The organism is Aquimarina spinulae, from assembly GCF_943373825.1.
Lineage (GTDB): Bacteria > Bacteroidota > Bacteroidia > Flavobacteriales > Flavobacteriaceae > Aquimarina > Aquimarina spinulae.
Genome location: NZ_CALSBP010000001.1, coordinates 905,277 through 929,114, shown reverse-complemented (window position 1 = coordinate 929,114; position 23,838 = coordinate 905,277). Strand labels below are relative to the sequence as shown.

The window sequence follows — 23,838 nt, the reverse complement described above, 5'->3', positions numbered from 1 at the left end:
ATAAATTGATCTGTAGTTGAAACAAAATCTTTGCTCAACAGATTAGTTGTTCTTCTCGGTAAAGTTAATAAAATTCGGAGTTTCAATTTTAGTAGTATCCTTAGGTTTTGCAATAGAATCTTTCGCTTTTTTATTTTTGAAAATCTTAGTCCATAACTCATTAAAATTATCAAAATCAACTGAGTATGAAAGTCCGATCCCTTGTTCATATCCTTGATTTCCTGCACCGACAAATTGAATTGTATTTTCTCGATTAAAAATCTTTCCTCTCAGCGATCCATCTTCATTAAAAAGATACTCTACCTCAACATCTCCAACGACACTAGATTCGTTAACTCCTCCGATAGGTACTCCTACTCGTCCGTTAATTAGAATTCTATTACTTATCTGGGTAGAAAGCGTTAGTCCAAACTGATCTGCATCCTCCTGATCCAAGCTTTTAACACCCTGAACGTAATTTAACCCTACCTGAAACTTATCATCCTTATCAGAGAAAACATTATTAAAAAGGTTGGATGCTCGTTCTGCCACCAAACCACCTGTAAGTGCATTGGCATCAAGGGTTCCGTTGTAAAACTGCCCAGAAGAGACTAAAGACAGTGCTTGTAATTCTTTATTAGATTGATCGCTTAGTTTATAATCCAACTCACTTTTTATCACAGAGCTTAAGTTGGGGAATTCTATATTAAAATTAACATTAGGTTGAATTAATTCTCCCTGAAGATCTATAACTACTTCTACCGGGATTTTACGATTTATAGAAGAGTTTTCTAACAATATTGCAGGGTTTGCTTCTGTCTTGTATACTGCACTAAGATCTAAAAGCGCTCTTGTAGGGCTCCCATCCCAATTAATTGTTCCTCCTTCTCTAACGGTAAACAGTTTTTCTACAAAGGCTCCATATCTAAAATTATATGTTCCCTCATAAGCTACAAAGTCACCCCACATATTAAATTTACCATTGGTATTAATCTCAATAAGTAATGTCCCAGCTCCACGTCCTTTTAACGAACTCCCTGTACTTTTATCTACAACGACCTCTACTTCGGCATTATTATTTACATCAAGTTCAAAATTAAGTTCTAGTCCTTTTATATCGTCTAGTACAATTTCTTTTCCTTCTAATCGGGCTCGTTTCTCCTCGGGGCTTAAAAAGTGGATATATGAATTATCTCCTATAGATTCTGTTTCGTTTAACGGGATTTTAAAAATAGTGCCTCTTTCTGTTTTTGCATTAACATCGATAACCAATTCATCGGTTGGCCCTTTAATAGTTGCTTCGCCACTTATAAATCCGGTACCATAATACAGAGATTCTTCGTCTTCTTCGGTATCCAAAACCAGGAGTCTTTCATTAGCCAATACTTCTAATCCAAGCTCCCATTTAGAAAATCTTCGATGTGCAATATATCCTCCCAGAATACCTTTGGTATTATATTTTGTATCTGTAATATCAACATTATCAAAGTTAAAACGTTGTTGTTTTAAAATAACTTTTGAGTTATCATCTAAATCGAGATCAATATTGAGGTAGGGTACTGTAAGTCCGGCCTGATCTAATGTCAATATTCCATCCATAGATGGGTTTTTATAACTCCCCGATATTTTTGCTTCTCCCGAAACAAATCCTCTTATATTGGTAAGCACGATTCCCCCGAGTGCACTAAATTCTGAAATATCGAAATCATCTAATTCCAGATCTACATCTATTGATGGATTGGTTTTTGAAACATTAATTCCTCCTATGGCTGATAATGTTTTTTGTTTTTGATTGTTAATCAACCGTGTATTCACGTTATATTGTGTAAGATCTTCGTTTCCGGAAACATTAAATCTTAATTCTCCCAGCAGTGTCTTATTAACTTCTAAATCTCGAATCACTATAGTAGATGTAGGTAAATAATTACCACTTTCCTGAAGAACCGATAATTCTCCATCTACTCTCCCCTTAAAATTTAAACTATCAATCCTGGGTGTTATTTTATTGAGATCTACATTTTCAAAGGTTGCTTTTAGATCCTTATAATCTTTACCTCTGGTAACCCCATTAAGCTTGATCTCTTCATCCAGATAACTAAAGATTACCGATCGTATATCTATATTCTTAAAATCATTATCAAAAATAATCTTATTGTTTGCTTTACTCTTTTCTCTATTGGCATACCAGGTATGGCCTTTATATGTGAAATCAGATTTTTTTATCCCTACTACAGAATTGTTTTCTTCGTTTATTGTATGATAGAACTCCAGATTAAAATTGTCCTTATTGTTTTCTCCTCCCTTAAATTCTGAGTGCATAAATAAGGTGTCTTTTAAGGTTACATTAATTAAACTAAACTCAGAAACATCATAATATTTTGAATCAATACTATCAATAGCTATATAGGTATTAAATAATGGGTTTTTATTATCTATCTGGATATCGACATCTTCCATAAAATTATCAAAAGCCTGAATCGATGGTGATTTAAACGTAAGTTTAAACTCTGATTCATTACTCTCTACTTTTCCTTTAATACTGGTATTTGGTGCAAATTGAACTTCTGGAAAGAATACATCAACTATTTTATTATAAATATTGAAATTAAACTCCATAAACTCATCATCGGTAATCTCTGTGGCTTCAAAATTGGTATACAGGCTTCCTATAGAATTTCGAAACAGGTCATATACATTTTCGAACCTAAAAATTCCTTTTACACTACCTTCTACAATATCTGGGCTATTGATTGTAATGGTACGTATATTCTTATCATCAAAACTTGAAGCGATCTCAAAATCTTCAAAATAAAATCCTGCATCCTGATTGGTATACAGTGTTTTTTCAAAAGCAATAGTCCCAAAAGCATCATTGATCCCCGTTCCTTTCATATTCATGTATACATCGCCATTAAAAACAGAAATACTATCTCGGGTAAATAAGTTTAGTTTATTAAGATCCATATGATCTACATAAGCCTTAAAATTGTAATTATGTATTTCTTGTGATAAATCAGCTACCCCATTAAAACTAAATCTTATGTTAGGATCTCTAGAATTAAGATTACCGTCAAATACACGGTCTTTAAGGTTTCCTTGAGCTTTTAAATCTGTATACGTATACCCATTAAAGTCAAGTTTACTAATATCTCCTTCTATCTTAGTATCCAGGCTTTTTAAAGTAAAACCTGTTCCGTCTACATGAATATCAAAAACAGAATTTCCTATTGATTTTCTACCTAATAGCTGACCGACATTAAAATTATTAGAAATAATATTTCCATTATAGGATGCACGTTCTATATCATTAAGGTTTTCTAGCAAAACAAAGGCATTAATCTTTCCTAATTGTGAAAACAGATCCATATCTATATCTACAGCTTTTGTAGTTACAATAGCATTACCAACTGCACGTACACTACCAAATTGATATAATTGCCGTGGTAAAGAAGTGCCTAGCACATCTGGTAATAAATTCACCAGATCATAATAATTACTGGTTAAGTTTTTAAAATCTCCTTCGAGTTCAAATTTTGTAGCATCGCTTACTGCATTTTTAATTCTTATATTTCCTTGTATTATGGATCTATCTAATCCCGAAATGTTCGCATTAACTATTCTAAAATCATTAAGCACTCCTCTAACCGATGTGTTTTGCATCCTAAGCATTTGGTTTTTTCCGAATTCGCGGTAAAAAGGAATCAAATCATTAGTAGAAATAGTCGCATTATCAAAATCTGCAGTAATATTTACCTTATTTTCAAAATCGTTTAACCCTCCAACATCATAAGAGAATAGAATTTCACCTTCGATCTTAGAATCTTTGGTTTCTATAACCAATTCCTGAAACTTCATATCTGTAGAAGTTATCGTAAAACAAGTTTGAAGTTTAGAAACTTCTAATCCTCTAAAATCTTTAAATGATAGGGCATCAATAGTAATATATACATCATCGCCGTCTACCAAAAGACTCTCTGCATCAAGAACAATATCGGTATACTCTACGGCTTTCGGGTTTCTTAAATTCTCATTGGTAAAACTATATTTTCCTCGCTGCAGGTCGATATTTTTTGTTGAAAGAATGAATTTTTCTTCAGAAGGTGGTTTTTTCCCTGTATTGAATTTTCTAACAAACGTCATCAGGTTATCACTACTTTCATCTTTATATATTTTCATATCAAAGATCAGGTCTTCTATAGACACTTGTCCCAACTCGGGTCTGCCTTTGGTTACTTGTGTAATACTTCCTATCGAAGTTTTTATACTCCCGGCATATATTAATGTATCCTGATGATGGTCTCTGACCAAGATTTCCTCGAGATATACATTACCTGCATAAGTCAATCCTATTCGGTCAATATGAATATCAACACCATAGGTTTCATTAAGATAATTGGTAACTTTTTCTGCAAAATAGGTTTGAACCGCAGGAATAGAAAACAGCACTACCAAAAATGCAAATAGCGACAAAAGGACAAGAAATGTCCTTAACAATATTTTCCTAAATTTCCTGATACGTTTTATTGTTTTAACTTTGTTGACAATATTAACAATTTCTATGCCCTTTTCCTCATAATGAATCCACAAAAAATATACATCCTTGGTATTGAGTCTTCATGCGATGATACTTCTGCTGCTGTATTATGTAATGGACAGGTTTTATCCAATGTTGTTGCATCGCAAAAAATACATGAGTTATATGGTGGTGTTGTACCCGAATTAGCATCTAGAGCACATCAGCAAAATATTGTTCCAGTAATCGATCAGGCAATTAAACAAGCAAATATAAAGAAAGAAGATTTACATGCTATTGCTTTTACCCGAGGCCCCGGGTTAATGGGTTCCCTATTAGTGGGCACTTCTTTTGCCAAGTCATTAGCCCTGGCTCTGGATATCCCATTAATAGATGTTAATCATATGCAAGCGCATATTTTGGCTCATTTTATTGAAGAAGATGAGTTTGAGACTCCAGAATTTCCTTTTTTGGCAATGACAATAAGTGGCGGACATACACAGATTGTTAAAGTTAATGCACATTTTGATATGGAAATTATTGGTGAAACTATCGATGATGCTGTTGGAGAAGCTTTTGATAAAAGCGCAAAGATATTTGGATTACCATATCCCGGAGGACCTTTAATTGATAAATATGCACAGATGGGAAATCCAAAAGCATTTCCTTTTCCTAAGCCAAAAGTTGGTGATCTCAATTTTAGTTTTAGTGGGCTTAAGACTTCTGTTCTCTATTTTGTTCAGAAAAAAGTAAAAGAAAACCCTGATTTTGTAGCTGAAAATCTTAATGATATATGTGCATCTCTACAGTATACAATTATTAATATCCTAATCGATAAACTAAAAAAAGCTTCTAAACAAACCGGTATTAAAAGTATTGCAATCGGTGGTGGTGTTTCGGCAAATTCTGGAATTAGAAAAGCACTAAAAGAAGGAGAACAAAAGTATGGATGGAAAACTTTTGTTCCCAAATTCGAATATACTACAGATAATGCTGCAATGATCGGGATTGTAGGCTATTTAAAATATCTGAAGAAAGATTTTACAGATATGAGTGTCGTAGCCAAAGCCCGAATACAATTCTAATCTATAGTGTTATATAAATGTATAACCTGATTTTTGACCATAAAATATAAAATGCAATTATTCTATAACCATACGTTAACAACATCGAGTAGCGAAATAAAATTTTCGAGAGAAGAAAGCAAACATATTGCCAAAGTATTACGAAAAAAGGAAGGAGATCAATTGCATATTACCAATGGTTATGGTTTTTTATTTATTGCTCGCATCACATTTTCTAATCCATCCCAATGTATTGCCAAAATTGAAAGCTATGAGCAACAACAGCATAGAAAGTATAAAATACATCTGGCTGTAGCTCCTACTAAAATGAATGATCGATACGAATGGTTTTTGGAAAAAGCTACTGAAATTGGTATCGATGAGATTACTCCTGTTATTTGTGATCACAGTGAGCGAAAAATCGTCAAGGCAGAACGATTTGAACGTATCCTGCAAAGTGCGATGAAACAATCGCTGCAATGTTATTTACCAAAGCTAAACCCTGCTATTACATTTTCTGAATTTATAAAACAGGAAAATGAAGATCAGTTATTAATAGCACATTGCGAAGAAACCAAAAAGCAATCTTTGAAAAGTGTTCTTCTGCCAAAAGTAAACACTACCATTCTTATAGGTCCCGAAGGAGATTTTTCGACAAAAGAAATTGATATAGCATTAAGTACGGGATATACACCGGTTACATTGGGAGAAACCCGATTACGTACCGAGACTGCAGCAATCGTTGCAGTACATAGCATAGCTTTTTTAAATAATTAAATGAGCTACCTCAAGATAATAGAAGCAGCTCATTTTTAATTATTTAATTACAGTACTAAATACTTTTATTTTTTAAGGAATTTCATCATACGAGTTTCTCCATTTTGAGTTCGTAGCTTAACGATATACATTCCTGGTTGCAGGCCTTCTGTGGCTAGTACTATTTTGTCTTTTTGACCTGGCTCTGTATTTTGAATAACCATCTTACCATGCACATCAAAAACCTCAATTTTGGTTACCGCAAATGTTTTTTCAACATCTAATGTAAGGAGATTATTTACTGGATTAGGGAATAGAACTACATCTGTTTCTAATGGCTTAGCCTCTTCTGTTGTAAGTCCAACTTTACTTTTTTTGCAGAGATCTTCTTTGTATTCTACTCTAATCGCAGGATGCTCTATTCTTCTATATTCATCTACAAAGATTTGTTGCGCGCTTTTAGCAATACAAGGTTCGTGCTTTATTTCTTTTAGATCTATTTCTTTTTCACATATTGTACCCGTCTTACCTGTATCTGTGGTTTCTACGAGGTAAATTTCTGTAGCCCCGGCTCCAAAAGAAGTTGTATACCCTGTAAAGGCAAATCCTTTATCATAAGTATCGGTTACCATTTCCATTCCTCCTTCTTGTTTATCATAACCATACTCACGTGCCCATTGTAACGTACCCCCGGCATCTGTCTGAAACAGCATAGCTTTACGTGATGAAATAACTTGTTGACCAACTATAGTAAACCGCTGGTTTCCTGCACTATCAAAAGTTTCTTCTAAACTAAATCCTAGCTCTGTTCTCTCTGTTCCATATGTTTTCATGCCTAAGAAATTACCTCCCCCATCCAGGTATAGTAAAAATGCATCATAAGAATTATTAATCCCAAAACTATTGGTATACCCGGTAAGAACATAATTACCATTTCTATCTTGTTTTACACAAGTAGCTACATTTCTATACCCCATTGTAGGGTCTAGTTCATTAGGATATCCTAATATTCTGTTCCACTCTATGGTAAGGTCAGGTTTTAGTTTTATCACAAAAAGATCTGTAGGCGGGTTGGCCAATGTAGTACTAACACCACACCAGTAATTTGTAGTCGATCCTGCAATAATGTATCCTCCATCTCTTGTTTGTTCTATCCACATACCTCGTTGATCTCCTTTACCTCCTATTACTGTAGCTCTTATTAGGTTTCCTTGTAAATCTGTTTTAACAACATACACATTAACTCCTGGGAATGCTGTATAACTTCTGGTTTCACCAACAAGGATATACCCCGGTTTTCCTGTTACTTCCCTATTATTTTGCACACAGTGAGCAGCATCATATTGTTGCCCTCCATATACCGCAGAAAAAACGAGAGCTCCATTGGTATCTGCTCCCATAAGATATGCGTCTCCGCCTCCAAAACCAAAACTACGAGTAATTCCTGCAGCCACATAAGCTGTTCTATTGTTGGGGCTAAAAAAGGTGGATTGTCTTACTGAATTAAAATATTCATAATCTTGCCCTCCGTATACTCTAGACCATATTTGATTACCGTTAAGATCTGTTTTGACCAAAGTTGCTTCAAGACTACCAATAAAGTTTTTTGAAGTATATCCTGCTATCAAATATCCCCTTTCAACTTGCTGTAGTTGAGTAAGAGATCTACCCATCTCTGATTTTTCTGTTCCGAACGTGTGTTGAAATTGTGAAAAGCCCATACTTGTAATAAAGCAAAAGGCTACACTACATAAAATTGTTTTCATGATGATTTATATTTAAATTGGTTAAAAACATATTCTTCTATACTTACAACATAGTTATGGGCTTGTACAATCAGCTTTCTCTAACCATTGATTTTTCTGAGTACCTGCTAACGAGAAACCAAAGATCTTTCATGGTGTTTTCCTACACTAACCCACCACTACTAATTTACAAAACAACACAATGATTATCAAGTGGTTACACCCCATAAATACAAGGGTAAAAGCCTGTTTTATTTTGTATATTTACTAGTAGATTACAAGACAGTATTTCTAAGTTTATAGCGGTACTTTTCATTACAAATTGATATCTTTATCGCTTAATGCAGTTCATTATGGTACAGGTAGTAAAAAAAGTATTTTTGATCGTTTTGATATGTTGGTGTTGTTCTTCGAGTACAAGTGATACGTCACCAATAACTGACGATGAACCTACGCCAATACTCCCTGTAAATGAACAGAATACAATTAGTGCACTTGAGTATATCGATGAATCTGTACTTACAGATCAGGAAATTGATGGTGTTCCTATCGGAGGGTTTTCTGGAATCGATTATCAAAATGGTAAGTGGTATATTATCTGTGATACGTCTACCCCGCCTATACGATATTATGAGGCAGATATAACATATACCAAAGATGGATTTACTTCGGTTGGTATTAGTACCATGATAGAAATTAAGGATGATACAGGTACTTCTTTGACGCAGGGAGTTGTTGATCCCGAAGCTATACGCTTTGATATCGGTACAGGTACGATTGTATATACCAGTGAGGGCTCTATTACCAATGGTGTGGATCCGGCTTTGATCGAAATAGCTCCCGAAGGAAATCAAATTAAACGTTTTACGCTACCTGATAACTTTAAAGCCAATACGGTGGATACCTCTTCTGGACCAAGGCATAACGGAGTCCTAGAAGGCCTTTCATTGGGTTTTGAAAATAAAGGATACTGGATCTCTTTTGAGTTACCTCTTATTGAAGATGGCCCGGAACCCACTACTACAGATACACAATCTCCCGTAAGAGTTACTTATATAAACAAAACATCAGGAATTGCTGAACGACAATTTGCTTATGAACTAGACCCTGTAGCACGTGAGGCTACACTAGGCACTACGTTTGAAGTGAATGGTTTGGTAGAAATTCTAGAATACGACACTAACAAATTTCTGGCATTAGAGCGTTCTTTCTCTTCTGGATACATAGACGGAGGAAATACAATAAAAATATATAAGGTAGATGCTACAAATGCTACTAATACGTTGTCTACAGAGACCTTAGCAACTACCTCCTATACTGCAGCAACAAAAACTTTACTTTTTACTTTTGATAGTATTCGAAGTCAACTCACAAATAACACTGTAGATAACCTTGAAGGTTTTTCGTTTGGACCAAAATTAAAAGATGGTAGTCGAACCATCGTTGTAATTTCTGATAATAACTTTAATTCCTTTTTTCCGCAACTTAATCAATTTATTGTTTTAAAAGTGGTACCGTAGCAATACAATACGATGTGTTATCATATTAAGTATTTAGCTGTATTAAAAACCTTTCGATTTGTCTTCTGTGTCTTAAAATATGTACAATAGCGTGTTCTAATAATTGCTCTATATTATACCGTTGTCCCCATGCTACTACTATTTTTTTATCAGGATCTTTTTCTTCAAGATGTAAATCAGGGTAATCTTCAAACAATTGTTCATTGTACATAAACATTTCTTGTAAACCTGTTTGATATTCTTTTACACTACTTAATGTTTTGCGCTCTACAAAATCAATCTGCTCACCTAATGATTTTCTTATTTCAATAACATAACAATATCCTGCTCTTATAACATGGGTCAAAATAGTTTGTATTGATCTACAATCCGGATCTTTGGTTTTGTCATCCACAATAGTGGTCAATTTCTGATTACTAACATTAGACAAAACGATGATAACTTCTGTTAATGCTTTTTCATATTCATCTAATAGTGCTCCTACTGCTCCTTGATCTCGATACTGCTTCATCTTTTTTTAATTAGTATACAAAAAAGGAAAATACCATATAAACACATTTATAAATTTAGATTTTCTGGTATATATAATTATTGGGTAGTTGCCTTTTTTAATTCTCTAACTATTTTGCTTCCTTTTTCGGTTTGTTTAGGTAAATTATATGTTGCCCAAAATTCTGGATTGTATTCTTTTTCCTGATTTTCGAGACTACTTCCTATTCGCATATTCTTTTTAAAAGGGTAGTTTTCTATATCCTCTGAAACTATTTTATTTATAAAAAGTTCTTTCTTAGGGTTTTTGGTAAATAATAGTGTATTAGGTTCATTCATATCAAATATCTGCCAGGTATCTTCTTCCTTTTGGTATTTTAAATACATTTTCCCTTTATACTCCTGATATTCAAAAACAACATTATAGTGCATTTGTTGCTCCCCACTGGTCAATCTTCGTTTCCAGGATTTTCCATTATATGCGGTTCTTGTAAGTTCCATTCTAACAAATGCATACGTTTCGGTATCAATATATAATATAGCTTTTTGAAAAGGCTTATCGATTCCTTTTATTTTATAGACATATCTATTGTTGTATGGTAGAATACTCTCTATTTCGTATTTCCAACCCTTCTTTCCTTTTATCGGACCATAATCAAATCTAATAAAATCATCTTCGATCAAATCAATCACAGAATTTTTACGTTCCCATAATTTATTCCAGGGATTTTTCGTGGTAATATAATTTCTTCTTATTTCAACTAATTCTACTTCTGGTTCTGTTTGTATCTTGTGACTTTTATTATAAAACTTCGCTGCACACTCTAGATATTCTACATATTTACCATCTTCATTTTGAAGGTCTCGAACAAATCCTTCTAGAATATAAGGTTCGGTAGGGTAATTTTTCTCAATTTCTTTGTACGCTTTTTTAACAATCTGTTTTGAAGTAAGTTCCTTTTTTTTTGTCGAAGTAATCACTACTTCATCAAGGCTTGTTACTTCTGAAGTAAGAAATATTTTTTGATTGTCAATAAAGTCATCTGCACTTTTCTCTATCGATTGATATCCAATCATAGAAATTATTATGGTGTTGGAATTACGATAAGAAGGGAAATGAAAATTAAAACCTCCTTCTTCATTAGAAGTTGTTCCTATTGCTCGTTCTTTAAGGTATATAGACGCAAAAACAATTGGTTCTTTGGTTTCTTTGTCCAAAATTTGCCCAGAGATTGTTATAATGTTGTTTTGTGCAAAAGCTATAAACGAAAACAATAAAAAAACTATACTAAAATAAAATTTACAAGACTTGTTCATATTGTCATGACGATAGAAGGTTGTGTTTTGTTACTGTTCTATACTAGTGCTTATAGCAAATAAATATGGAACGATTATTAATTCATTATTTAGATTTTTTTATCTGTTACTTCCTGACAATTAGAATGGTCCCGTTTTTATATACATCTAATGCCTGATTTAAAATTAACTTGATTGTCGTTACAGGTAAATCTTTGTTTGGGTCTATTCTAAAAATTTTCATTCTTGCACGATCACCTGTTTCTAATTGAGGATGATCCAGATGTTTTCCTTCTACCATAAGGAAATAGGGTTCATCGGTTTTTTTATCAACCCATATGTAACAGAACATTTTTCCTTTATAACAAAAACACGGCATCCCATATTTACGTGTTTCGGTAACATCTTTATCATGATTAAGAATAATACTGCGCATAGCCAACAAACAGCTTTTATTGGGTTCTTGCTTTTCGTAATAAAATTGATCGTTAGTATTCATTATTTCTTATCGATTAGTTCAAGAAAAACCATCCATGACTACCTGCCACTGCTCCTGCGGTGGTAATCAAACTTAATACAAGTAAAATCCAATGCATACGGTGCATAAATCTAAACGTTTTTGCAGGGTTATCCTCTGCATATTTTTTAAACAACTTATGCAATACAAGTGGTTCTAAAACATAGAGAATTAGTGAGAATACTATCCAAACCAAAGTCATTGCATGTATCCACCAAAATCTATAATCAAAATATCTATCCCAGGCATCAAGTACATATAACATATAAAACCCTGTTACACCCGTTATTAGTGTTGTGATTTTGGCTTGCAAGGCAAATTTACCTTCTATCTGTTCGAAGGTTTTTATCTGATCTTCCTTCGATTTTAATTTTTTAACAGCAGGGATAATTACAGTCGTTACCATAGCTACTCCGCCTATCCACAAAATCACGGCTAAAACATGTAGTACCCTGGCCAATGTGAAGTATTCCATTTTCTTTTATTTATTGTGTGATTTTGCTATTTGATCTAAATGATGTTCCATATGATTTACATAGTCTTCAATTAAAAACTTAAAATCAGATTTTTCTCCTTTATCAATTTCAATTTGATATGCCAAAGTATCCTCATCTTGTAATTCGATTACTTTTTTTATGCGTTCATTAATAGCCAACCAAAAACTTACTATTTCATCAGAATTGGCTTCATTATAATGATTTACATTAACGAGTTCATTCTGATTATATTTTCGAATTGTATAAGGTTTGTTTTCAAATTGGATTTCTGTAAATCTTTGTAGATTATGTATTCCAGAATCTATCAGATGGCCTAAAATTTCTTTTTTCGACCATTTATTTGGTAAAGGTTTGGATTTAAGTTCATTTTCACTGCAATCATGTATTAGCTTTGCTCCCTTTTCTAATAGATAACTAAGTTTTTGTGTTATTTCAGATATTTGCATTTTTGACTATTGTATATGATCAGACTGTTGTATCAAAGTTACAAAAGGCAATTATACTTATATACATTTACAAATGTATATATTGTAATCATTTTTGAATTGAATAATAGTAATCACTTTACTTGACAACATTCCTTAAAAACTCGCTTAAATGGAAATAATAACTGTTGGAGGTAGTTTTTCTGTTTTGGATATAAAATATGGTTTTCTATGACTCCTACATCATCAACTTCTCCTTTACGGTTATAATAGGTTCCAAAAACCAGATCCCAATACGGTATAATATTTCCGTAATTTTTAGCTTCGTGCAGTAGTTTACTATGATGAAAATGATGTATTTGCGGAGTAACGATCAAATAATCCAAAAAGCCTGTTTTTGTTTTGATATTGGCATGAGAAATATAGGCTATCACCACATGTGTTACTCCTACCAAAAAGATAACTTCTTCATGAAACCCTAAAAGCAAAAGAGGTACCATTTTAAACACCGTATTAAAGAAGATATTAATTGGATGTATCCAGTTTGTTTTAAACCAGTTTAGTGAAGTTGGTAAATGATGAATCGAATGTATTTTCCACAGCAATAAACTTAGTATCGAATTACGGTTTCCGATATGGCTAATTCTATGGTAGAAATAAGGTAGAAATTCTCCTATTATATTTGCGACCACAAAGGTTAGTATGAGAGGAACATCGTCCCATATTTTTGATGATATAAAGAAATTTTGTTGAAGATATAATACAAAAGACAGCGATACTGTTTTTCCTAATGCATCAAAAAGTGCCGCCGAAAATATAAAGTGTTTTATATCTGACCAAAGATTACTTTTTTTAGTTTTCCAATCGGTTTTTAAAGGGATTATTTGCTCTACCACCAAAATATAAATTGCCGTAAAAAGAAAGATAACATAAGACGATATTTCAAAACTCCAATTCCTATTTATGGTTAAGGATGCAATTATGCCAGTTATTACTAATAAAACGGGAACGGCTAAAAGGGGTAAAACTTTATTTTGCTTCATTATTCTATTTTAACTTGTAGTCGTACAAATAGAACAAAAAGATGCAGTTTATATCGTTAAATTTAATTTATCTATCTCGGTTACTAGTTCTCGTGGTAATTCGCAATCATCTTTAAGCACAAACCCAGTTATCTGCCCTTTAGTATTGTATGATATCTCTATACAATCGATCACTAATTCCTTTAGTTTTTTTCGTCCTCTTTGTATTCTGGATTTAGTAGCTGTAATGCTTAGACCCAAAATTTTGGCAATCTCTTTTTGAGGCTTTTGTTCGATATCACTTAGATAAAGTGCTTCTGCATATTGTTTCGGAAGGTAATTCTGAATAACAAAACCCGATAAGTCACACACACAAGTGTTAGGCATTGATGTTTCGGCAATCTCTGGTTGGTCTTTTATACCAGTAGTCGGTATTTTATTTTTTCTATAATAATCTGCAATCGTATTTCTTGCTACTTGAAAAAGCCAGGATTTGTAATTATTGATTTCTTGATTTTTGTATACTGCTGTATGTAGTTTTATGCCCACATCTTGTACTATATCCTCACTAATATTGTTATCATTAACTTTTGTCTTAATGAAGTTTAATAACGGCTTTTTATACTCTTCCCAGATATTCTCGAATTTCATAAGGCTACCTTTTTTGTATTACTTCTTCTGAGGTTAATCCAAATATAGGTGGAGTCTTTACCTCTAATAGTGCAAGATATGTGTATAGTGCTCCTCTGTGGTGGATTTCATGTTCTACCATAGCTCTTAGTAATTTCCATATTGTTATTTTATGGCCTCCTGGTGTTTCACATTTTTTAAGTAAATCTTCGGGTGTAAGCTGTGAAAGAATTGTTACCGATTCGAGATGTAGCTGATTATACAGATTAATTGTCTTTTGATATCCTTTTGCATAGCTTTCTCCACAACCGGTATATAAACTAGGCCTTAGTCGAACATTTTCGACATACATAAACCTCTCTGTAAGTGCCAGATGACGTATAATATCACCAATAGTAAATTTACCCTTACTAGTGGTCCATTCTATTTTTTCTGTTGGAATATGTTCAAATAACTTTCGGGTACGATCTTTTATCCTGGTATAATACTTAAGAAAACTATGTATATCCTTTATTTCCATAACATTATTGATCTAGGTATAATCTTTACTAAAAGTTAAGATTAAAACGCATCCACCCAAAGTTACTATAATGATTTTGAATAGTATTAAACTTATAAGAAGTTCTAAATATACTATACCCAAACAATTACCTAAGAAGCGCCAATTTTGTAGCTCCTGTAGTTTTTAAAGTCTTATCTTGTGTATATGCGATTACAGATAGCTCATCATTTTCTGAAACCCAATCCGGAATGATCATCGAGATACTCCCCGATTCTTCTTGTTTAACCACTCGATTAGCGACAATATTGGTATTTTTTAATGTTCTATCTCTGTTTTCTCCTCTCGATATATTAGTAATACGCTCAGAAACTACCAAGGCTAGTGTAATCGTATTGAACGGCTCACCATCTACCCTATAATTAAAAATAACCTGAGAAGGTTCTTGTCGTATATCCTTTATCAAAATAGTAGAATTAACACTAGTTTTTGAATATTTTTTTAAAGCTATATTTGCCTTATACCGATCTGATCCGGTAAAATGTTCACTTCCGTTAACCACTAATTGTGGAGTATAAATGGATCTGCTGTTAAATTGTTGTGCATACGTTCTTTGATAGTCACTAAATCCTGCTGAACTAAATGGGTCTTTCCACCCCAATCTATTCCAGTAATCTACATGATAGGATAGCACAACTACATTTTGATCTTTGTTTTTTTTCTTAATATTCTCGAGTAATTCATCTGCCGGCGGACAGCTACTACACCCTTGTGAGGTAAATAATTCTAATACTATTGCTGATTCATTGCTTTCCTGAGCATTTATAGGAATCGAAACAACAAGCGTTAATAGCATCATAAGCTTCTGTAACATCTGCATAATTTTAGTACTTTTAGGCTTTATTTTAGACGAGCATGATGATAAAACTTACTGGATATATCTTCTTTTTTTTGGTAACCATATCAATTTATGGGCAAGATATTGCCATTTTACAATATAAAGGAGGTGGTGATTGGTATAGTAATCCTACGGCTATTCCTAACCTTATTACATTTTGTAATCAAAATATTAATACTGCAATACCTGTCAAGCCAAAAACAGTTAAGCCAGAAAGTGTTGATATATTTCAATATCCATATGTTCATATGACAGGACATGGTAATGTTTTTTTTACAGATGTAGATGCCCAAAACTTAAGAAATTACCTCTTAAGCGGTGGTTTTCTACATATTGATGATAACTATGGTATGGAACCATACATTCGAAAAGAACTCATTAAGGTTTTTCCTGATAATGAACTGGTAGAATTACCGGTAACACACCCTATTTTTTCATCAAAATATAATTTCCCGCAAGGATTACCCAAAATCCATGAACATGATGGAAAACGACCACAAGCGCTTGGGATTATTCATGAAAATCGCCTGATACTGCTCTTTACTTTTGAAAGTGACCTGGGTGATGGTTGGGAAAATCCAGAGGTACATAATGACCCAGAAGAAGTAAGATCCAAAGCACTAAAAATGGGAGCTAATATTATTAAATACGCTTTTGAGAATTAATGTCAGAGCAATTACATCATCATCATAATCGGTTTGTAAAAAATCGATTTCCGATAACGCTTATCTGTGATCGGGTGAATTCACCTGCAAATATTGGAAGTATATTTAGAATCGCAGATAGTTTTGGTATAGAGCAAATCTATTTTTGCGGAGAAGATATTACTGTGATTAGTAAACGTATGCAACGTACAGCAAGAGCTACACACGAGATCGTACCTTATCATCAAACCGAAGATAGTATACGTACCGTACAGCAATTTAAATCTAATGGATATACTATTCTGGCATTAGAAATTACAGATACAAGTATTCCTGTTGCAGATTATAAACCATCTCCCCAGGAAAAAATAGCACTTGTGATCGGTGAAGAAAATTTTGGAGTATCTAATGAAGTTTTGGCTTTAACAAAACACAGTGTACACATCAATATGTATGGTAATAACAGTAGTATGAATGTTGCAACAGCAACGGGAATTGCTCTATATGAGATTACAAAACAAATATTGAGCAGTAAAAAATAATACTCCAAAAGGATAGCAATAAAGCACAAATCAAAACTTTGTAACTTTGAATCTTCGAAATTTTAAAATATGAATTCAAAAACAATTGCATACGGAATCTTAAGAGCAGTAGCTATTATTATTGGCGTTCTGGGATTACTCTGGTTTCTATATAAAATACAGTCTGTTCTTATATACATTGCCTTTGCTTCTGTAATTTCTCTAATGGGTAGACCCTTGGTCCTATTTCTTAAAAAGAAACTGAAATTTAAAAATTCGTTGGCAGTGATCACCACACTACTAATTGTTATTGGGTTATTTCTTAGTATTTTCATGTTGTTTGTTCCTATTATTAGTGAACAAGGACAATTAATTGGTGAAATTGATATCAATAAATTAGGTGATGATATCAATAGGTTTAATCAGGAGGTTAGTGCTTATTTTAAAATAGAAAAACTAAATTTTGTAGAACTGATAAAACAAACCGATCTAATGCAGTTTTTTGATTTAAAAGCTATCCCCAATGTTATAAACTCGTTTTTAAGTGGTTTCGGAGCGGTTTTAATTGGGTTATTCTCGGTTTTATTTATTTCTTTCTTTTTATTGAAAGACAGTCTTCTTCTCGAAAATAGCTTATTAGTGCTTGCAAAAAAAGAAGATGAGAACAGATTTATGAGAGCCTTTACCAAAATTAAAGATTTACTCTCCCGCTACTTTGTTGGTCTATTATTACAGGTAGTCATCCTTTTTATCTTATACACCATACTCCTATTGATATTTGGGGTTCATAATGCCATTGCAGTCGCTTTAATTGCAGCAATTTGTAACCTAATCCCATACGTAGGCCCATTATTTGGTGGAGTATTTATGATTATACTAGCGATCACCAGTAACTTAGGGTTTGATTTTCAGACTGTGATTTTGCCTAAACTAACTTACATTCTGATTGGTTATCTGATCATTCAATTGATTGATAATTTCTTAAACCAACCCTTGATTTTTGGAAACAGTGTAAAATCCCATCCGTTGGAAATCTTTTTGGCCATTCTTATTTTTGGATTGCTTTTCGGTATCGGAGGACTTATCGTTGCAGTACCTTTTTATACCGCGATCAAAGTAATTTCAAAAGAATTTCTTTCAGAATATAAAATTGTAAAAACACTTACCAAAGATCTCTAATTGAATCCTTTACTGCTACATAAAGAGGTCCAGGAGTTTATTACTGAAAAATCTGAGAGTACACTCGATATAAGTACCTTGATTTTAAGCAGAAGCCCTTTTGAAGGGCTCTCTGGTAAAGAGTTAGCACAACAAATCCAGGGAAAACGTAAGGCAAAAAGAAAGTTACCCACCTGGTATGCTAAAAACAAAATCTATTACCCGCCAACGCTTAATCTAGAGCAGACTTCTTCTGAAGTAACGGCTTTGTATAAAAGTAAGCTTGTTTCTGGAGCATCTTTAATCGATCTAACTGGTGGTTTCGGAATTGATGATTATTTTTTTGCAAAACGTATCGCATCAGTAATCCATTGTGAATTAAACGCATCATTAAGCGAAATTGCTTCGCATAATTTTGAAATACTCGAGCAGAAAAATATCCAAACTAGTATCGGAGATGGGTTAGACATTTTGAAAGATCACAATACTCTGGATTGGATTTACATTGACCCCTCTAGAAGACATGATAGCAAAGGAAAAGTATTCTTTCTAGAAGATTGTTTACCCGATGTGCCTTCTAATTTAGATTTACTTTTTAGGAAAAGTAACAATATCTTAATCAAAACTTCTCCTTTACTAGATATTCAAATGGGGAGCAAAACATTGCAAAACATAAAAGAAATTCATGTTGTTGCTGTAGAAAATGAAGTTAAAGAATTGATATGGATTCTTGATAAAACCTATACTGGAGATATTAAAATTGTGACTGCCAACATTCAAAAAATGGTACATCAGGAGTTTTCTTTTTTCCTAAAAGATGAAGCTAGGCAATCTGCAAATATGGGATTACCTATGACCTATCTTTATGAACCCAATGCTGCAATCCTAAAAAGTGGAAGTTTTCAACGTATTGCTACTGCTTTTAAGGTAACAAAACTTCATATTAATTCGCATTTATATACTTCTGATCATAAAATTGATTTCCCCGGAAGAAAGTTTGAAATCATAGCAGTATATCCTTATCAAAAAAAGATATTGTCTAAAATAGGGATCACCAAAGCAAATATTACAATACGTAACTTTCAAGAATCAGTCGCTACTCTAAGAAAAAAGTTTAAAATCAAAGAAGGAGGCGATGATTATCTCTTTTTCACAACGGGTTATGACAACAAAAAAGTAGTTATTCATTGTAAAAAACTTAGTTCTTAAAACAATAGGGCGTTTAATTAATCAGAAAAAATAGAAGACTGTGCTATAAAATTTTCTACATATAGCTTTAGCTCTTCATCATCAACCTTATCGATATTATCAAATATATAATCTTTATCTTCTTCTAAATTTTTATAATAATCCGCAATTTTAGGAGTATTGGTTTGAATGCTTAGTCTGATCATCCTCAACTCTATATTATTTGGTTCAGACAATATGGCTTCATCTATCATCTTCTTTGCTTTGTTGAAATACGATATTTTACTAAAAGGATTCCAGGAAAATGAAGCTTTTAATGCGAGTGCTGCACCGTGATATGCCTGATAAATTGCCCCTTTATTTTGCAACCCTTTTTGTGTAAGTTCATAGAATTGTTCTGCTTTTTCTTTAGACTCATTACACGTCTTATACGCATCTCGTATATCTTCAATACGAACAGTATCACCTACGAAGAAGAAAAAAGTTAATATGGTTAATAAAACCTTCATTACTTTTTTATCGCAAAAAAAGCCGATTTATTATTTGGCTAATGATATTTTAAGCAACAGATTATTCTTTTTACCATCATAAGCTTCCATAATCATACTTTTATTGGGTAACGTTGCTGCTTTAGTAAGTTCTAAAACATCTAAACGTGAATTCCTGATGTCACTTCCGGTAAGAATTGCTTCTCTAGTAACCTCTCCTGTAGCATTATCAATAACATAGGATGTAAGGTATATAAACTCTTTTTTACCATCAAAATATCGTGTAGGAGTCTCGTCAAATGATCGTTTAAGATTAGTAAAGTCATCTATATAAAACAAATATAATTTACCACCATTTTCAAAATTCAGATAAGACATACTGCGTTTACTTCTTGTTCCCATCTGATACTTTGGGAGTTTATGCATCCATATCATTGTATTATCTGATCCTAACTTTAAAACAAAAATATCTCTGTAATAATACCTATATGTTGTTCTGGATCCCGAAGAGCTAGAGGTAGTAAATGATTCTACAAAACGTTGCTCTGCCAGAAAGGTCGTACTACCATCACTATTAAATATGATATCATTTATTTTAAGTCTTTCTAGATCTTTTAGATCGTTTTCTTTTTGTGTTCCTTCATTAACCCGCTCTTCTCTTTTTAAAGCAAGACTTTGTAATGTTTCTAAAGGAATATCACTTTTTATTGTAGAGTTAACTATACCACTATCAGACAAGGTAGCAGAAAAGACTCCTGAGATCTCTTCTTTATTGTTTGAATTCGCATAAAAACCAGATACTTTTACTTTTCCTGCTTCATCAACTTCAATAACAGCATCGGTAATTGATCTGCCAGAGATATCGATCTTACTTTTTATAATTTCACTGCCGCTTTCTTCGGTAATCTTAAAAACTTCAGTGTGGTATGTATTTTCTAATTTATTTTTGTCCTTTGATTCTGAATTAAAAATAGAGGCAGTCATATAAAAATGACCGTCATTACCAATCGCAAAATCTTCATTCTGAATTCTTTCAGACGAATATGGCAACGTTACTTTTCTTTTCCACAGAAGGCTTAGATCATCCTTATACACTGCTATTCCGATTTTATCTCCTTTTCCCGAACTTGTCTCTATGCGATATAAAATCAATAGCTTTTTTTGATCTGCAGATTTTTTAAATACAAATTTGTTAATTCTTCCACCTGCATCAAATCCATAGGTGCTCTTAAAACCAAAATCTCTATTGACATTTTCTCTGTCATTAACAAGTTGAATAGGTTTCTCTACCACGATACCTGTAAGAGATACTTTTTGTGCATATGCTTTATCATTTATAGAATAAAACACTACAGCTTTTCCTCCTAGTTTCATGACAGTTTCAAAATTTCCTTTATCATCTACAACTTGTCGTTTCTTTACATCTTCCTTAAGGTTATCCAGAGAATATCGCTGTATCGTCATAGCGTTACGGCCTTTTTTAATAGAAACCAATCTGTTTCCTGAAGCTACATGATAGGTATTTATACTTCGTATTCGTTTATACTTCTCTCCTATTTTAAAAGAAAAATCTTCAAGCAAGATAGGTTTTTGTGCAAATGTATAGCTAGAGATAAGTAAGGTAAAAACTAAAAGGTATTTACTATTCATTTTTATATTGTTTTTATAACTCTTCATAACATACTATAATAGGTCAATAGTATACAAATATATAAAAGAAGTATTTAAGGTTTCTGTAGCTTGCTAGTCAAAATTCGAGCCAATTTTTTTTTTGAAGAAAAAACTGATTTTCAAGTTTTTAAAAAGAAGGTTGAGTTAAATAAAAAATAATGGTGAAAAAATGTTGCATCATAGAGTCATAAAACCTACATTTGCATCCGCATTTGAAATATTAAATGCGACGTTCATAACAAAAAATGTATAGGAGAGGTGCCAGAGTGGTAATGGAGCAGATTGCTAATCTGTCAACGCGCAAGTGTTGCCTGGGTTCGAATCCCAGTCTCTCCGCTTTATTTTTTATGATTCGGGGTGTAGCGTAGCCCGGTTATCGCGCCGCGTTTGGGACGCGGAGGTCGCAGGTTCGAATCCTGCCACCCCGACTTTTTAGAGTTACGGGCTCGTAGCTCAGCTGGATAGAGCACCTCCCTTCTAAGGAGGCGGTCATAGGTTCGAATCCTATCGGGCTCACAAAAAGCCATACTTTTATTAGTATGGCTTTTTTGTTTTACAACTCTTTCTAAATATATTTATCGTTTATATTCTTTTTAGTGAATCCCAAAAAAGAGAAATTCTTTAAAAACTATCCTATTCTTATTAGCAAGACTGCTTAAAAACAGGAATAGCATAAAACTTCATCAAGAAACTATACCTTTTTTCATTAAAACTCCTTTGTTAAGAATGAGCATACTTTAAGAGAAACTCGATTTCATTGCAAAAATTAAAAAAAACATTTAATTCATCGGATAAAACATCGATTTTACGAACATATAGCAATATGACTATACTCAGAATGTGATTACTTTTAAAATTCTTTTTAACCAGTATCACTCAAACTTAAACAATAGTGTATAACATAAGAAAACACAAACAATCATGCACCTTACGGAGGTACAATAAAGTATTTTAAAAAATTAAAGTTTCCCCCTGGATTTTTATAGAATAGAATTGTATTAATGTAAACTAAAATATAATGAAATTTATTTTTCGAAGTGGCATCATAGTAATGACACTACATCTTACTATGTTATTTGTTTTTGAGAATAACACAACATCAAATAAAATACGAAATCTTGATTTACTTACAGTAAATACTATTTTTGATTATGGTCAAATACATCATAAAACTTCAAGCAATTTTCCTAAACCTACCCTCTGGGATGATGATTCAGAAATATTAACCAATACCCTGCTTTTTACTGAGTCTTATGTTACTACCTGCGGTGAATTTCCTGTTACCTTAGAAGGAAATTTCCCAGGAGCTGTTACCTATAGATGGGCGAGGGCAGACACAGGGACTACTAATTTTATAGATATACCAGATCCTCTAAATATATTTCCTCTTTTAGATGCTAATTCAGAAGGAATTTATCAATTAAGAGGATATGATAATACAGGTGCAGAAGTTTCGGGGTCTCCTTATGACATAGTAGTGTATGATGTTTCTAATGCTATTATCTCTGTCGGATATGATATTGATGAAGAATCTTTTTCGGGTAGATACACCATTACTTCAGAAATAGTTGCTTCTACAACTATTGAAACTATAGGACTCGATACTATTGAATATAGACTAAACAGGGTTTTAAATAATCAAATAATAGAAGAATATAAACCTTTTCAATCTTCGCCAGTTTTTTCAGATATCCCCCCTGGGGATTATTATATTACAGCCAGATATATAAACTGTCCTGATAGTGAAATCATATCTAACCTTATTATGATCTTAGGATATCCAAAATATTTTACACCTAATGGAGACGGTTTTCATGATACCTGGAGTCTTATTAATATCGAGAATCAACCCTCTGCTTTAATCTATATATTTGACAGATATGGTAAATTATTAATTCAGTTAAGAGCTGGTGGCCCTGGTTGGGATGGTACTTATAATGGAAAAAATATGCCTTCTTCTGATTATTGGTTTAAAGTAGAGTTTAATGAACCCAGAGATCCAAATATGCGTAATAGAGTATTTGCTGGTAATTTTTCATTAATACGATAATAAATAGCAAATAATTAATCGTTGTTATCCAGGTTTCTTTATTGTTCTCTTTTCAAGGTCTCTTTTTTTAGCGATTAAATATCAAACAAAACTTTATCACAGATATACTTAAGCATTTATAGGTATTTATTATAGGAATATAACACTGAACTAAATAATATGATCATACACAGGTTTGATTTGTTTTTTACCAGGTAAGTCTAATCCCTTGTGAAAATCAAAAAAAACACTTAGTTCGTTGGTTAAAATACATTTATTCGGTGTGTTT

21 protein-coding genes and 3 tRNA genes are annotated in these 23,838 nt (G+C 32.9%); 11 read left to right on the top strand and 13 right to left on the bottom strand.

The genetic code is table 11. The annotated features are described in order from the left end of the window. Nucleotides 1–42: 42 nt before the first annotated feature. Nucleotides 43–4,449: a translocation/assembly module TamB domain-containing protein gene (locus tag NNH57_RS04135; RefSeq protein WP_234423415.1), complete on the bottom strand. Its 4,407-nt coding sequence runs from the start codon at nt 4,447–4,449 to the stop codon at nt 43–45. A 105-nt stretch (nt 4,450–4,554) separates the two neighbouring features. Between NNH57_RS04135 and tsaD the strand changes: the two genes are divergently transcribed. Both tsaD and NNH57_RS04125 read left to right on the top strand, forming a co-directional pair. Continuing rightward, entirely contained in the window at nt 4,555–5,577 is a 1,023-nt protein-coding gene (tsaD, locus tag NNH57_RS04130; RefSeq protein WP_074410230.1) for a tRNA (adenosine(37)-N6)-threonylcarbamoyltransferase complex transferase subunit TsaD, read from the top strand. 51 nt (nt 5,578–5,628) lie between these two features. Next, nucleotides 5,629–6,333 carry a 16S rRNA (uracil(1498)-N(3))-methyltransferase gene (locus NNH57_RS04125; protein ID WP_074410231.1) on the top strand — a complete coding sequence of 235 codons (705 nt, stop codon included), beginning with the start codon at nt 5,629–5,631 and terminating at the stop codon, nt 6,331–6,333. Nucleotides 6,334–6,398: 65 nt separating this feature from the next. Here NNH57_RS04125 and NNH57_RS04120 read toward each other — a convergent pair whose 3' ends face one another. Then, on the bottom strand, nt 6,399–8,078 hold the full coding sequence (locus NNH57_RS04120; RefSeq protein WP_108808766.1) for a T9SS type A sorting domain-containing protein: 1,680 nt from the start codon (nt 8,076–8,078) through the stop codon (nt 6,399–6,401). 332 nt (nt 8,079–8,410) lie between these two features. Here NNH57_RS04120 and NNH57_RS04115 point away from each other — a divergent pair, with 332 nt between their 5' ends. Then, nucleotides 8,411–9,577, top strand: a complete 1,167-nt coding sequence (locus NNH57_RS04115) for an esterase-like activity of phytase family protein (protein WP_159099301.1) — start codon at nt 8,411–8,413, stop codon at nt 9,575–9,577. A gap of 25 nt (nt 9,578–9,602) precedes the next feature. Here the strand turns inward: NNH57_RS04115 and NNH57_RS04110 are convergent, their stop codons facing one another. The 9 genes from NNH57_RS04110 to NNH57_RS04070 form a co-directional block, all read right to left on the bottom strand. Further along, a complete protein-coding gene (locus NNH57_RS04110; RefSeq protein ID WP_108808764.1) occupies nt 9,603–10,088 on the bottom strand; it encodes a hypothetical protein in 486 nt (161 codons plus the stop codon). A 77-nt stretch (nt 10,089–10,165) separates the two neighbouring features. Then, nucleotides 10,166–11,383: a carboxypeptidase-like regulatory domain-containing protein gene (locus NNH57_RS04105; RefSeq protein ID WP_108808763.1), complete on the bottom strand. Its 1,218-nt coding sequence runs from the start codon at nt 11,381–11,383 to the stop codon at nt 10,166–10,168. Between the two features lie 106 nt (nt 11,384–11,489). Then, complete coding sequence (locus NNH57_RS04100) at nt 11,490–11,861, bottom strand: DUF1801 domain-containing protein (protein WP_108808762.1); 372 nt, start codon at nt 11,859–11,861, stop codon at nt 11,490–11,492. A gap of 13 nt (nt 11,862–11,874) precedes the next feature. Next, nucleotides 11,875–12,354: a hypothetical protein gene (locus NNH57_RS04095; protein ID WP_074410236.1), complete on the bottom strand. Its 480-nt coding sequence runs from the start codon at nt 12,352–12,354 to the stop codon at nt 11,875–11,877. Between the two features lie 6 nt (nt 12,355–12,360). Then, on the bottom strand, nt 12,361–12,822 hold the full coding sequence (locus NNH57_RS04090; RefSeq protein WP_074410237.1) for a DinB family protein: 462 nt from the start codon (nt 12,820–12,822) through the stop codon (nt 12,361–12,363). Between the two features lie 113 nt (nt 12,823–12,935). Next, on the bottom strand, nt 12,936–13,844 hold the full coding sequence (locus tag NNH57_RS04085; RefSeq protein WP_074410238.1) for a sterol desaturase family protein: 909 nt from the start codon (nt 13,842–13,844) through the stop codon (nt 12,936–12,938). Nucleotides 13,845–13,892: 48 nt separating this feature from the next. Continuing rightward, nucleotides 13,893–14,474, bottom strand: a complete 582-nt coding sequence (locus NNH57_RS04080; protein ID WP_108808761.1) for a sigma-70 family RNA polymerase sigma factor — start codon at nt 14,472–14,474, stop codon at nt 13,893–13,895. 4 nt (nt 14,475–14,478) lie between these two features. Further along, the gene (locus NNH57_RS04075) at nt 14,479–14,973 is read right to left on the bottom strand and encodes a DinB family protein (RefSeq protein WP_074410240.1); all 495 of its coding nucleotides are present in this window, start codon (nt 14,971–14,973) and stop codon (nt 14,479–14,481) included. Nucleotides 14,974–15,100: 127 nt separating this feature from the next. Further along, entirely contained in the window at nt 15,101–15,826 is a 726-nt protein-coding gene (locus NNH57_RS04070) for a DUF1223 domain-containing protein (RefSeq protein ID WP_159099299.1), read from the bottom strand. A gap of 44 nt (nt 15,827–15,870) precedes the next feature. Here NNH57_RS04070 and NNH57_RS04065 point away from each other — a divergent pair, with 44 nt between their 5' ends. The 4 genes from NNH57_RS04065 (at nt 15,871) to NNH57_RS04050 (ending at nt 19,382) form a co-directional block, all read left to right on the top strand. Next, nucleotides 15,871–16,515 carry a DUF4159 domain-containing protein gene (locus NNH57_RS04065; RefSeq protein WP_108808791.1) on the top strand — a complete coding sequence of 215 codons (645 nt, stop codon included), beginning with the start codon at nt 15,871–15,873 and terminating at the stop codon, nt 16,513–16,515. Beyond that, nucleotides 16,515–17,036 carry a TrmH family RNA methyltransferase gene (locus NNH57_RS04060; RefSeq protein ID WP_108808759.1) on the top strand — a complete coding sequence of 174 codons (522 nt, stop codon included), beginning with the start codon at nt 16,515–16,517 and terminating at the stop codon, nt 17,034–17,036. The genes NNH57_RS04065 and NNH57_RS04060 overlap by 1 nt, the downstream gene beginning before the upstream one ends. 69 nt (nt 17,037–17,105) lie before the next feature. Continuing rightward, nucleotides 17,106–18,194: an AI-2E family transporter gene (locus NNH57_RS04055; protein WP_108808758.1), complete on the top strand. Its 1,089-nt coding sequence runs from the start codon at nt 17,106–17,108 to the stop codon at nt 18,192–18,194. After that, nucleotides 18,195–19,382, top strand: coding sequence for a THUMP-like domain-containing protein (locus NNH57_RS04050; RefSeq protein ID WP_108808757.1), 1,188 nt, complete (start codon nt 18,195–18,197; stop codon nt 19,380–19,382). Nucleotides 19,383–19,399: 17 nt separating this feature from the next. On the opposite strand, the gene NNH57_RS04045 is transcribed toward NNH57_RS04050, so the two are convergent. Together NNH57_RS04045 and NNH57_RS04040 are read right to left on the bottom strand one after the other, a co-directional pair. Continuing rightward, on the bottom strand, nt 19,400–19,870 hold the full coding sequence (locus NNH57_RS04045; protein ID WP_108808756.1) for a hypothetical protein: 471 nt from the start codon (nt 19,868–19,870) through the stop codon (nt 19,400–19,402). A 30-nt stretch (nt 19,871–19,900) separates the two neighbouring features. Continuing rightward, nucleotides 19,901–21,499, bottom strand: coding sequence for a hypothetical protein (locus tag NNH57_RS04040; RefSeq protein WP_132066130.1), 1,599 nt, complete (start codon nt 21,497–21,499; stop codon nt 19,901–19,903). 273 nt (nt 21,500–21,772) lie between these two features. On the opposite strand from NNH57_RS04040, the gene NNH57_RS04035 reads away from it, so the two are divergent. From NNH57_RS04035 to NNH57_RS04020, 4 genes are all read left to right on the top strand, one after another. After that, a tRNA-Ser gene (locus NNH57_RS04035) sits at nt 21,773–21,856 on the top strand. A gap of 17 nt (nt 21,857–21,873) precedes the next feature. Continuing rightward, nucleotides 21,874–21,948: transfer RNA gene (locus NNH57_RS04030), tRNA-Pro, on the top strand. A 14-nt stretch (nt 21,949–21,962) separates the two neighbouring features. Continuing rightward, nucleotides 21,963–22,036 (top strand) — tRNA-Arg (locus NNH57_RS04025). Nucleotides 22,037–22,538: 502 nt separating this feature from the next. Then, nucleotides 22,539–23,570: a T9SS type B sorting domain-containing protein gene (locus tag NNH57_RS04020; RefSeq protein ID WP_108808755.1), complete on the top strand. Its 1,032-nt coding sequence runs from the start codon at nt 22,539–22,541 to the stop codon at nt 23,568–23,570. Nucleotides 23,571–23,838 lie beyond the last annotated feature (268 nt).

Coding starts and splice junctions, on each gene's coding strand:
- NNH57_RS04065 (WP_108808791.1), top strand. CDS start 15,871: ATGATAAAACTTACTGGATATATCTTCTTTTTTTTGGTAACCATATCA.
- NNH57_RS04085 (WP_074410238.1), bottom strand. CDS start 13,844: ATGAAGCAAAATAAAGTTTTACCCCTTTTAGCCGTTCCCGTTTTATTA.
- NNH57_RS04055 (WP_108808758.1), top strand. CDS start 17,106: ATGAATTCAAAAACAATTGCATACGGAATCTTAAGAGCAGTAGCTATT.
- NNH57_RS04075 (WP_074410240.1), bottom strand. CDS start 14,973: ATGGAAATAAAGGATATACATAGTTTTCTTAAGTATTATACCAGGATA.
- NNH57_RS04100 (WP_108808762.1), bottom strand. CDS start 11,861: ATGAATACTAACGATCAATTTTATTACGAAAAGCAAGAACCCAATAAA.
- NNH57_RS04045 (WP_108808756.1), bottom strand. CDS start 19,870: ATGAAGGTTTTATTAACCATATTAACTTTTTTCTTCTTCGTAGGTGAT.
- NNH57_RS04090 (WP_074410237.1), bottom strand. CDS start 12,822: ATGCAAATATCTGAAATAACACAAAAACTTAGTTATCTATTAGAAAAG.
- NNH57_RS04110 (WP_108808764.1), bottom strand. CDS start 10,088: ATGAAGCAGTATCGAGATCAAGGAGCAGTAGGAGCACTATTAGATGAA.
- NNH57_RS04070 (WP_159099299.1), bottom strand. CDS start 15,826: ATGTTACAGAAGCTTATGATGCTATTAACGCTTGTTGTTTCGATTCCT.
- NNH57_RS04120 (WP_108808766.1), bottom strand. CDS start 8,078: ATGAAAACAATTTTATGTAGTGTAGCCTTTTGCTTTATTACAAGTATG.
- NNH57_RS04125 (WP_074410231.1), top strand. CDS start 5,629: ATGCAATTATTCTATAACCATACGTTAACAACATCGAGTAGCGAAATA.
- tsaD (WP_074410230.1), top strand. CDS start 4,555: ATGAATCCACAAAAAATATACATCCTTGGTATTGAGTCTTCATGCGAT.
- NNH57_RS04095 (WP_074410236.1), bottom strand. CDS start 12,354: ATGGAATACTTCACATTGGCCAGGGTACTACATGTTTTAGCCGTGATT.
- NNH57_RS04060 (WP_108808759.1), top strand. CDS start 16,515: ATGTCAGAGCAATTACATCATCATCATAATCGGTTTGTAAAAAATCGA.
- NNH57_RS04115 (WP_159099301.1), top strand. CDS start 8,411: ATGGTACAGGTAGTAAAAAAAGTATTTTTGATCGTTTTGATATGTTGG.
- NNH57_RS04105 (WP_108808763.1), bottom strand. CDS start 11,383: ATGAACAAGTCTTGTAAATTTTATTTTAGTATAGTTTTTTTATTGTTT.
- NNH57_RS04040 (WP_132066130.1), bottom strand. CDS start 21,499: ATGAATAGTAAATACCTTTTAGTTTTTACCTTACTTATCTCTAGCTAT.
- NNH57_RS04080 (WP_108808761.1), bottom strand. CDS start 14,474: ATGAAATTCGAGAATATCTGGGAAGAGTATAAAAAGCCGTTATTAAAC.
- NNH57_RS04020 (WP_108808755.1), top strand. CDS start 22,539: ATGAAATTTATTTTTCGAAGTGGCATCATAGTAATGACACTACATCTT.